Origin of the sequence: Streptomyces coryli (assembly GCF_011044975.1) — a bacterium.
In the GTDB taxonomy this organism is placed as follows: Bacteria; Actinomycetota; Actinomycetes; order Streptomycetales; family Streptomycetaceae; genus Streptomyces; species Streptomyces coryli.
In genome coordinates, this window is sequence record NZ_JAAKZV010000571.1 from 1 (window position 1) to 828 (window position 828).

Annotated in this window: 1 pseudogene; it reads right to left on the reverse strand. The window is 79.7% G+C overall.

Annotated elements, in window-relative coordinates:
* A pseudogene (locus G5C51_RS42245) lies at positions 1-828 on the reverse strand (hypothetical protein); the annotation flags it as partial.

Below are 828 nucleotides of genomic sequence, written 5' to 3' on the forward strand. Positions count from 1 at the left end.
GAGGGGTGGGGTGATGAGGCCGGGGTCGGCGAGGGCGAGGGTGACGGCTTCGGTGGAGGTGCGGGCCAGGATGAATGCCAGGAGGAGTTCCTGGAGTTGGGCGGGGTGGCCGGTTTCCTGGAGCGTGTGGGCTATCGCTACCAGGTCCGGTGCCGGGCGGGACACCGACTGGCGGAGCAACTGCCCGCCCGCCTGGTCGAACCCGGCCTCCGCGAGGGCGGCGGCCGCCGCGGCCAGGCGGTGCGGGGGCAGGCCGCCGGCTTCCCAGAGCAAGGTGGCGGTGTCCGCCGCGAGTCCGGCGCGCTCCAGGGCGGCGAGGAGCCCGGGCAGCCGGCCGGGCGGGCCCGCCGCGGCGGCGGTCAGCTCCGCGTAGGCCTCGCCGGTACGGCCCTCAGCTCGTAGCCGCACTATCCGCTCGGCGGTGGCCGCGGCTGCGCGGCGGGCGGCAGCGGCCTCTTCGGCTCCGCGCGCCGACTCGGCCCGCTTGGCCTCGGTCCGCCGCGGACGCGTGGGAGCGCCTCCGGCGGCGCCGGCGAAGCGGGCGCCGCGGAGCGGGGGCGGCGTCGCGGCTGCGGCCTCGCCTCCGTCGTCGGGCGACGGTGCGGTGATCGGCACCCTCCCGGTCTCCCCGATCTCCCCGGTCTCCCCGATCTCCCTGGCCTCTCCGGTCCGCCCGGCCTCTCCGGTCCACCCGCCCTGCCCGGCCTGCCCGGTCCACCCGGCCTGCCCGGCCTGCCCGGCCAGCCCGGCCAGCCCGGTCCGCCCGGTCCGCCCGGTTCGCCCGGCCTCTCCGGCCTGCCCGGCCTCTCCGGCCTGCCCGGCCTGCCC